The sequence below is a fragment of the Chromohalobacter sp. 48-RD10 genome (assembly GCF_029889785.1).
Classification (GTDB): domain Bacteria; phylum Pseudomonadota; class Gammaproteobacteria; order Pseudomonadales; family Halomonadaceae; genus Chromohalobacter.
Window position 1 is genome coordinate 1 of the sequence record NZ_JARANX010000036.1, and the last position, 9144, is coordinate 9144.

A 9144-nucleotide genomic window follows, 5' to 3' on the forward strand; every position below is an offset into this window, starting at 1 on the left:
CTTTCATAACCAACTGGCCGAGTTGGCGGGTAACGCCACGCTCAGCGAGTTCGTTGGCCGCCTGTGTTCACGTTCGTCGCTGATCCTCGCCGTCTACGGCAACACCGGCCATCTCGGCTGCGAATCCCACGATCACGATGAACTGATCCGACACCTGGAAAGCGGCAACGCCGAGCGCGCCCGCGCCTTCATGCAGCGCCACCTCAAGGCCATCGAAGCCTCGCTCTCCATCGCCGAGGCCCCCGAAGAAACGCCGGATCTGTACGCTATCTTCTCTTTACGAGATTAGAGACCTTCTGTCCTTCCCCTAACGACTCGCGATAACGCCACCTGAAATACTCGCGGAGTCCGAAGCACCTTTCCAACTTGGTGCGAAAGTCGCATCGTCTGCCTAGTTTAAGTGCATGCATTTTGCCAAATGCAGCTATTTATTTCCGCCTGTCTGAGAGTAACTTTCTGTATTATTTACGCTTTTTGTGTCATGGCAAAAAAAGTGCATGCACTTTTACGTATGCGAGTCATGGACATGATGGCGATGACGAAAGAGAAAGTAACGGACAAGAGAACGCTATTGAGAGGAGGCACCACGGTAGACGATATGGTGCGGGTATTGTCCGAAGAGATCGTCTCCGGACAATGGCCTCCGGAGACACGCTTGAGCGCCAAGTCGATTGCCGACCGCTTTGGTGTTTCTCGCACGCCTGTCCGCGAAGCCTTTGGTCATCTGTTTGCGATGGGGCTGGTGGAACGGCGTCCCAACCGGGGTGTTGTAACTGCATGCATTTCTGACCCCCGGCTGCTCAGCATGTTCGAAGCGATGGCTGAGCTCGAAGCGTCATGCGCTGGCTTATGTGCGCAGCGCATGACTTTGGAAGAGCGTCGCGCTCTAAGCATTCTGCACGAATCCTCGCGTGCGCTGAGCCACAGCCATTCGCCTCACGCCTATACCGATTTCAACGATGAGTTTCACTCGCGGCTCTACGAAGGGTCGCGTAGCGAATACTTAATCGAGCTGACTCAGTCGACCCGAGCCCGGCTACAGCCTTTTCGCCATACCCAGTTCCAGGTTAGCCATCGCCCGGAGCGCTCCTTCATCGAGCACGAGGCGATCGTCGAAGCCATCGTGGCAGGTGATGCCAATGGGGCTGCCGAGGCTGCACGCCGCCATGTCCTTTCGGTAGGCACCGTATCGCAATCCTTTGTCGAGTCGCATGCACGGCCGGATGCCCACAGGAGCCATGAACAATGATGGATCTTACCATCACCGCGCTACATGAAGCTTACCGCGCCGGTGAATTGACGCCAGCGATGCTCATCGACCAATTACTATGCAATGCGGAGGGCGTCGGGGCCGATTCCACCTGGATTACACGCCTTACACGTGGACAGCTCGAGCCCTATCTACGGCGGCTGGAAGGCGAGTCCCCCGGGACCCGGCCTCTTTATGGCATTCCGTTTGCTATCAAGGACAACATCGACCTTGCGGGCATTCCGACCACGGCCGCCTGTTCTGCCTATGCCTATACCCCCACGGAAAGCGCCTTCGTGGTGCAGCAACTGGTCCAGGCCGGCGCCATCCCGATGGGCAAGACTAATCTCGATCAGTTTGCTACCGGGCTTGTAGGCGAACGCAGTCCCGAGGAATACGGCACGCCCGATAATGCGTTTGATCCTGCTTATATTCCGGGCGGCTCCAGCAGCGGTTCGGCCGTCGCCACTGCGAGCGGTCAGGTCAGCTTTGCACTGGGAACTGACACGGCGGGCTCCGGGCGTGTACCGGCCAGTTTCAATAATCTGTTTGGTTTGAAGCCGACGCTTGGCCTGCTCAGTAAGCGTGGCGTAGTGCCCGCCTGTGCCACGTTGGACACCATCAGTCTTTTTACCCTGACCGCTGATGACGCTCACACCATCCTCAACATCACGGCCCGCCTCGATCCAGAATGTGCCTGGTCTCGGTCATATGATTTCACCATTGCCGGCAAACGCTATGGTCAGCCGTCAGCCTCGTTTCGGTTCGGTGTACCGCCCGAGTCCCAGTGGCAAACCGACGCGGCGCACACCGAGGCGATGAACATTGCAATTCGTGAGCTGGAATCCCTTGGAGGCGAGCGTGTAGACATTGACTGCTCCGCGATGCTGGCAGCGGCCCGCCTGCTCTATGAAGGGCCGTGGGTAGCCGAGCGCTATCACGCCGTGCGCGAGCTGATCGACAGGAGACCTGAGGCGTTGCACCCCGCCACCCGCGAAATTATTGAAGGTGGTCGCATACCGCTGGCAGTGGATGCCTTTGACAGCCATTACCAGCTGGCCGAGTTCAAGCGTCTGGCGGATGCTCAGCTTGACCAAGTCGATGTGATGTTAACACCGACTGTGGTCACTCATCCTTCCAAGACCGAGGTGGCCAACGACCCCATCGGCCTCAACTCCCAGTTGGGTCGTTGGACTAACTTTATGAATTTGCTGGACTACAGCGCTTTGGCGATCCCCGTGCGCCTATCTAAAGGATTGCCACAGGGAGTCACGCTATTTAGCAAGGCCTTCGATGATCTGTTTCTACTCAGTGTGGGCCGCGCCCTCGAATCATCAAGCGCGCTGCCATTGGGGGCGACCCATATTCCGCGCAGCCGGCCCACGGCCTTGCCACCAGCAAGCGACGGCACGTTAGAGCTTGTCGTATGCGGCGCCCATCTGGAGGGCCTAGCACTCAATCATCAACTAACCGATCGACACGGCTATTTAGTTGCACGAACTCAAAGTGCTGCCTGCTATCGCTTGCTCGCGCTACCTGGCGAGCCGGCGCGCCCGGCCATGGTGCGCGACGACGCCCACGGCCGCGTCATCGACGTTGAAGTCTGGCGTCTTCCCATTGAGAGCGTAGGCAGCCTGCTATCCGGCATCGCTTCACCGCTGGGGCTCGGCAAGGTCGAGCTGGCCGACGGGCGCTGGGTAAGCGGCTTTATTGCCGCTGCCGGTGCTTTGGAAGGGCTTGCTGGCACCCAAGACATCACGCATCACGGCGGCTGGCGGCAGTGGTTGCAGACCCAGGCTAGCGACTCTCCAGTGCCCGCTTCCGATACGACGCTTTCCCTTTAACCTCGAACAGGAGTGTTTCCATGACCCGAAAGATTGCCATGGACGCCAGCCCCTACCATTGGCCCTTTGATGGCAAGGTGCCGCTGGATCGCATAGCCCTGATCGTCATCGATATGCAGACCGATTTTTGTGGCCCGGGCGGCTATGTCGACCGTATGGGCTATGACTTGTCACTGACCCGAGCGCCTGTCGAGCCGCTACAGTGCGTGCTGGTGGCCCTGCGCAAGCACCCTGAGGCCATGATCATTCATACCCGTGAAGGTCATCGCCCTGAGCTGGTGGATCTGCCCGCAAACAAGCTCTGGCGCAGCGAACAGATCGGTGCCGCCATCGGTCAGCCCGGCCCGTGTGGCCGCGTGTTGACCCGCGGCGAACCCGGCTGGGAAATCATTCCTGAACTGGCTCCTGTCGACGGTGAAATCGTCATCGACAAGCCTGGTAAGGGCTCGTTTTACGCCACCGATCTGGAGCATGTCCTGCACACCTGTGGCCGCACCCACCTGATCATTGCGGGCATCACGACCGATGTATGCGTCCACACCACTATGCGCGAGGCCAACGACCGTGGCTTCGAGTGTCTGATGCTGACCGACTGTACCGGTGCCACCGATGAGCGCCACAAGGAGGCAGCGATCAGCATGATCAACATGCAAGGCGGCATCTTCGGCGCTACGGCATCGTCATCACAACTATTGGCGGCGTTGGGCGAAGATTGATCGCATAACCGGCGTATTCCACGACAAATACAACAGAGGACAACGGCATGAACTCTTCCAAGCACTCCCATAATCCGCCGGCTTCCGGCAATGAGTTCGAGCACGAACCGGTCCCGGCCCATCGCCGTCATTCATTGCTTTCGGTGACGCTGGTGTGGATCGGCTTTCCGCTCGTGGTGACCGGTGGCTTTCTGGGCAGCCAGTTAACCAATGCCCTGGGCTTCTCTACGGCGCTGATTACCATTGTGATCGGTAACTTGATCTTGTTTGGTTACGTCGGGGCGCAGAGCGCCGTGGCTGCACGAACCGGACGTTCTTTCTCGCTGCTCTCACGTGGCGTATTCGGCCCCAATGCTGCCCGACTGGTGTCAGGCTTTTTATCCACCTTGGTAGTAGGCTGGTTTGCGGTGCAAACCGGTCTGGCCGGCCAGGGCCTTCACGACATGCTGGGCTGGTCAGCGACCCTATCGAGCCTAGTCACCGGCGTATTATTCACGGCCCTTACCATGATGGGCGTCCGTGCGCTTAGCGTGGTCGGGGCAATCTCAGTCCCCTTCTTCTTGCTCATGGGTATTGCCGCGGTGGCCATTACCCTTAGTCAGCATGATTGGGCGAGCATCACCAGTTTCGCAGGCAGTCCGGATGCCAGCGCACTGAGCATTGGCATCGGCATCACCATGGTGATTTCGCTGTTCATCGACTCCGGCACGCTGACGGCTGACTTTACCCGCTGGGCCAAGAATCCGCGTCATGCGCTGATTGCAACGGCTAGCGCCTTCCCGCTCGCTAACGGTATCTCAATGATATTGGGCGCCATTGTCACCGCCGCAGGTACGGCCAGCGACGGCAACTTTGCTGCCGTTGTGGCAGGACAGGCAGGCTGGCTAGTGCCAATTGCCGCGGCATTCTTCGTGGTGAACTGCGCCTCGGTCACCATGCACTGCCTGTACAACGCCGCGACCGGCTGGAGCGAAATTGCTGGCCGTCGCTTCAGGGTGATGACGATCCTCTTCGGGACCATCGGCACGGTCGCTGCCGCTGCGGGCGTCTGGGATCTGCTGATCGAGTGGTTGAGCCTGCTGGGTATCGTGGTGCCCGGGATTGGCGGTGTCATCATTGCTCACTTCTGGCGTAATGGCTTGACACTCGAACCCAACCCGCGTGCCGCAATGGGCGGCTGGGGAGCCGCCATTGTGGCAGCCACCGCCGCCAATGTCTGGGCCGCCCAGCTTTCGGTTGCTGTGGTGGCCATGGTGGCGGGTTTCGTGGCCCATTGGCTGCTGGATGTCGCGAGCGTTTCGCGTACGGCAGACACGCAGCTTGGCACCGACTCATGAATAACCCGTTCGACATTTATGCACCATTTCTCGTTTATTCATTGAGGAGGTAATGCTGTGGAAAAGCTTTGGGAGCTAGATGCCGTTGCACGGCTTGAACTTATCCGCAGCCGGAAGGTGTCAGCACGCGAGATGACACAGGCGAGCCTAGAGCGTATTGAAGCCTTAGACGGTACGCTACATGCCTTCTGCACCCTGACCGGTGAACAGGCACTGGCCGATGCCGAGCGCATCGACAACTGTCTTGCCCGCGGCGAAGACGTCGGCCCTCTGGCCGGCATCCCCGTTGCCGTGAAGGATCTGGTCGCGACCCGCGGTGTGCGTACCACGGGTGGCTCAGCCGCCTACCGTGACTTCGTGCCGGATGAAGATGATGTGGTCGTTGAACGCCTCAAGGCTGCCGGCGCCATCGTGGTCGGCAAGACCAACGTACCGGAGTTTGGCTATAGCGGCGTGGGCCATAACCCCATTTTCGAGACTACTCGCAATCCCTGGAACCCTGATCTTACCCCTGGTGGTTCTAGTGCGGGTTCCGGCGCAAGCGTAGCTACTGGCATGACGCCGCTGGCCGTGGGCAGTGATGGCGGCGGCTCGGTTCGCATTCCAGCGGCGCATTGCGGCCTATTCGGTATGAAGGCTTCGATGGGACGGGTACCGCTCTATCCGGGCTGTCGTGACGAGCGCTACCCAGGCCTGTCGAGCTGGGAGACGCTTGAGCATCTCGGTCCCATGACCCGCAGCGTACGCGACAGTGCCCTGATGCTGTCGGTTATGGCCGGCCCCGACCCCCGTGATCGCCATTCGATTCCCAACGACATCGACTGGCTGGACGCTGTCAAACAGCGCTTTCACGGCAAACGTATCGCCTTTAGCGAGGACTTCGGTTACGTTGCCGTCGATCCCGAAGTTCGGCAGCTGGTACGTCGTGCGCTGAAGGTGTTTGAGCAGGATCTAGACTGCCAGATAGAACACGTTACCCCAGATTGGCAGGATCCCTTCAATAGCTTTTGGGGACTAGTGGCAGGAGACAGTGATCTCGAGGGCATGCGGGCCATGTTGGCCCAGCATGGCGCTGAAATGTCGCCGCACCTGGTCGACTTTCTCAACCGTCCTTGGCGCGCCGAGGACATCACTGCGGCGAACCGCGAACGTAAGGCGCTTTGCAACCGCATGTGGCGCATGATGCAGGGCTTCGACCTGTTCATCACACCAACGCTGACGGTGCCACCCTTCCCGATTCACATGCAGGGACCGGAGAAAGTCGACGGTCGAATGGTGCCGTCCACCCAATGGCTGTCGCTCGCCTTCCCTTTCAATATGACCGGCCAACCTGCGGCGTCCATTCCAGCCGGCTGGACGCCAAGCGGCCTACCGGTTGGTTTGCAACTGGTGGGACAACACCTCGACGATGCCGGTGTGCTCGCCGCTGCTGCTGCATACGAAGAGGCATCTCCATGGGCCTCGAAATGGCCGTCTATGTGTGACGTTACTGGACAACAGTCGGGAGAGTTTGGATATGAACGGACTTGGAGGCCTTAACAAGTCACGTCACGGTGTCGTCATCGGCATGGTTCAACTGCAGCTGCCTCTCGTCGAGACACCGGAGGATCTAGCGCTTCAGACACGCAAGGTCTGTGGCATGGTGGGCAAGGCACGCCGGCAAAATGCCGGCATGGACTTGGTAGTGTTTCCGGAATATTCGCTACACGGGTTGTCCATGGATACACGGGACGAGTTGATGTGCCGAGTCGATGGACCTGAGGTTGCACAGTTTCGTGCCGCCTGTCGTCAATATGCGATATGGGGCTGCTTCTCAATTATGGAGTACAACCCGGAGGGGAATCCCTACAACACGGGATTGATCATCGATGATCAGGGCGAAATTCGTCTCAACTACCGCAAGCTCCACCCCTGGGTACCGGTTGAGCCTTGGGAGCCCGGCAATCTAGGTATCCCCGTCTGTGATGGTCCCAACGGCTCCAAACTGGCACTGATCATCTGCCACGACGGCATGTTCCCAGAAATGGCTCGAGAATGCGCTTACAAGGGCGCCCATGTAGCGTTGCGTACAGCCGGCTATACCTCTCCCATTCGCCATGCCTGGCGCATAACCAACCAGGCCAATGCCTTTTGCAATTTGATGGCCACCGCCAACGTCTGTCTGGCTGGCTCGGACGGCACGTTCAATTCGATGGGAGAGGGCTCGGTCATCGATTTCGATGGTGTGCCCTTGATTGAGGGTAATGGGTTGGCAGACGAGATCATTACCTCCGAAATTCGCCCAGATCTCATCGATGAGGCACGTCATGGCTGGGGCGTGGAGAATAATATCTATCAGTTTGGCCATAGAGGCTATGTCGCCGTCGTAGATGGGGCTAAAGACTGCCCTTATACTTACATGCAGGACCTGGTAGCAGGCCGTTACCGCCTGCCTTGGGAAGAACATGTGAAAGTCGTCGACGGCACATCGTGCGGATTTGCGCCTCCAGAGCGTACCTATGCAGGCAATAGCTCAGCCTCCAAGCAGCGAGAACAATGATGATCCACGTCAACGCAAAACCGCACGTTTTTGGCTTCGATCCTGTCAGCACCGCCCTGGTCATTATCGATATGCAGCGCGACTTTCTTGAACCGGGGGGCTTTGGCGCAGCGTTGGGCAATGATGTGTCTCCCCTGCAGGCGATAGTTCCTAACGTGGAAAACCTACTGGCATTGGCTCGGGCAAAAAATATGTTGGTAGTGCACACTCGCGAGTCGCATTTGCCGGATTTGTCTGACTGCCCACATACCAAGCGTATCCATGGTAAACCAGGACTATGTATTGGTGATCCAGGGCCAATGGGACGTATCCTTGTTCGTGATGAGCCCGGTAATCAGATCATTCCGCAATTGGCGCCAATGGCTGGCGAATGGGTGATTGATAAGCCGGGAAAGGGTATGTTCTACGCTACTGAGTTGGCCGACAAGTTGGCGTCCCGGGACATCACTCATCTTGTATTTGCCGGCGTTACCACCGAAGTATGTGTCCAGACAAGCATGCGAGAAGCCAATGATCGGGGTTACGCTTGTTTGTTGATTGAAAACGCAACGGAGAGTTATTTCCCTTCTTTTAAACAAGCGACGTTAGATATGGTCGTGGCCCAAGGTGGCATAGTCGGATGTACGGCACCGCTCGTAGCGTTGCAGGCCTCTATATACGAGGAGGAAAACAATAAGGTGAGCGAACATGACTGAGACTACTGCCATCAATTTGCCTCAGGTCGTGGCCGAAGTCAGGGCGGCGTTCGAAGATTACGAGCGCGCTCTAGTAGCCAACGAACTGTCCACGCTGGATGCCTATTTTTGGAAATCACCACATACCGTACGCTATGGTGTAGCTGAGAATCTCTATGGTTCCGATGCTATAACTGCCTATCGCAGAAGCTGCCAGCCTGTCGGCCCCGGTCGTCGGTTACGTAATACTGTTATTACCTCTTTCGGTCAAGATTATGCAACTGTCAGTACCGAATTCGAGGATGGAGAAACATCTCGAATTGGCCGCCAGATGCAAACATGGGTGCGGTTTGGAGAGTGTTGGAAGGTAGTTGCTGCGCATGTCAGTGTGGACCTGAGTAGTATTGTAGATACTTATCGGGCCCCGTATGATTGACTACCCGCTTGGGAAGTGGCTCCAGCCGTTTGGCCTGCCATTCTTTTATCGCTGCAATCGATGATTGATGGTGCAGCGCCTTCCGCCAGATATGGTGATTGTACAGCCAACACCTCCATCGCCGAGGCCCCCGAAGAAACGCCGGATCTGTACGCTATCTTCGGCGGCACCCCGGCGTAAGCCCCTGTCGTCTCGATGGGGGCTTCGTAGCGGCATTTGCTTAGTGCGTCGCCTCGGTAGGCGTCGAGATCTGTCCGCGCATCAGCACGTAGTAGCACGCCCCGCCCAGGCCGGCGCCGAGTAGCCATGCGAAGCCTTCCAGTGCAGCGAGGGCCGGCACCCATACCGA

The 9144-nt window shown here is 58.0% G+C and carries 9 protein-coding genes; all 9 read left to right on the forward strand.

Annotated elements, in window-relative coordinates; genetic code table 11:
- Positions 1 to 289: FCD domain-containing protein (locus OP496_RS15970; protein WP_280564787.1), on the forward strand; the 289-nt coding region annotated here is incomplete at its 5' end.
- Between the two features lie 129 nt (positions 290 to 418).
- Entirely contained in the window at positions 419 to 1249 is an 831-nt protein-coding gene (locus tag OP496_RS15975) for a GntR family transcriptional regulator (RefSeq protein WP_280564788.1), read from the forward strand.
- A complete protein-coding gene (atzF, locus tag OP496_RS15980) occupies positions 1246 to 3093 on the forward strand; it encodes an allophanate hydrolase (RefSeq protein ID WP_280564789.1) in 1848 nt (615 codons plus the stop codon). The genes OP496_RS15975 and atzF overlap by 4 nt, the downstream gene beginning before the upstream one ends.
- A gap of 20 nt (positions 3094 to 3113) precedes the next feature.
- The gene (locus OP496_RS15985; protein WP_280564790.1) at positions 3114 to 3809 is read left to right on the forward strand and encodes an isochorismatase family cysteine hydrolase; all 696 of its coding nucleotides are present in this window, start codon (positions 3114 to 3116) and stop codon (positions 3807 to 3809) included.
- A 47-nt stretch (positions 3810 to 3856) separates the two neighbouring features.
- Complete coding sequence (locus OP496_RS15990) at positions 3857 to 5146, forward strand: cytosine permease (protein WP_280564791.1); 1290 nt, start codon at positions 3857 to 3859, stop codon at positions 5144 to 5146.
- Between the two features lie 132 nt (positions 5147 to 5278).
- Positions 5279 to 6685 (forward strand): amidase, encoded by a 1407-nt coding sequence (locus tag OP496_RS15995; protein WP_280564792.1) that lies wholly within the window; start codon positions 5279 to 5281, stop codon positions 6683 to 6685.
- Positions 6663 to 7685: a formamidase gene (locus OP496_RS16000; protein ID WP_280564793.1), complete on the forward strand. Its 1023-nt coding sequence runs from the start codon at positions 6663 to 6665 to the stop codon at positions 7683 to 7685. The genes OP496_RS15995 and OP496_RS16000 overlap by 23 nt, the downstream gene beginning before the upstream one ends.
- Positions 7682 to 8380 carry a cysteine hydrolase gene (locus OP496_RS16005; protein ID WP_280564794.1) on the forward strand — a complete coding sequence of 233 codons (699 nt, stop codon included), beginning with the start codon at positions 7682 to 7684 and terminating at the stop codon, positions 8378 to 8380. The genes OP496_RS16000 and OP496_RS16005 overlap by 4 nt, the downstream gene beginning before the upstream one ends.
- Positions 8373 to 8795, forward strand: coding sequence for an oxalurate catabolism protein HpxZ (gene hpxZ / locus OP496_RS16010; RefSeq protein WP_280564795.1), 423 nt, complete (start codon positions 8373 to 8375; stop codon positions 8793 to 8795). The genes OP496_RS16005 and hpxZ overlap by 8 nt, the downstream gene beginning before the upstream one ends.
- Positions 8796 to 9144: the final 349 nt, after the last annotated feature.

Coding starts and splice junctions, on each gene's coding strand:
- OP496_RS15990 (WP_280564791.1), top strand. CDS start 3,857: ATGAACTCTTCCAAGCACTCCCATAATCCGCCGGCTTCCGGCAATGAG.
- OP496_RS16000 (WP_280564793.1), top strand. CDS start 6,663: ATGAACGGACTTGGAGGCCTTAACAAGTCACGTCACGGTGTCGTCATC.
- atzF (WP_280564789.1), top strand. CDS start 1,246: ATGATGGATCTTACCATCACCGCGCTACATGAAGCTTACCGCGCCGGT.
- OP496_RS15995 (WP_280564792.1), top strand. CDS start 5,279: ATGACACAGGCGAGCCTAGAGCGTATTGAAGCCTTAGACGGTACGCTA.
- OP496_RS15975 (WP_280564788.1), top strand. CDS start 419: ATGCAGCTATTTATTTCCGCCTGTCTGAGAGTAACTTTCTGTATTATT.
- hpxZ (WP_280564795.1), top strand. CDS start 8,373: ATGACTGAGACTACTGCCATCAATTTGCCTCAGGTCGTGGCCGAAGTC.
- OP496_RS16005 (WP_280564794.1), top strand. CDS start 7,682: ATGATGATCCACGTCAACGCAAAACCGCACGTTTTTGGCTTCGATCCT.
- OP496_RS15985 (WP_280564790.1), top strand. CDS start 3,114: ATGACCCGAAAGATTGCCATGGACGCCAGCCCCTACCATTGGCCCTTT.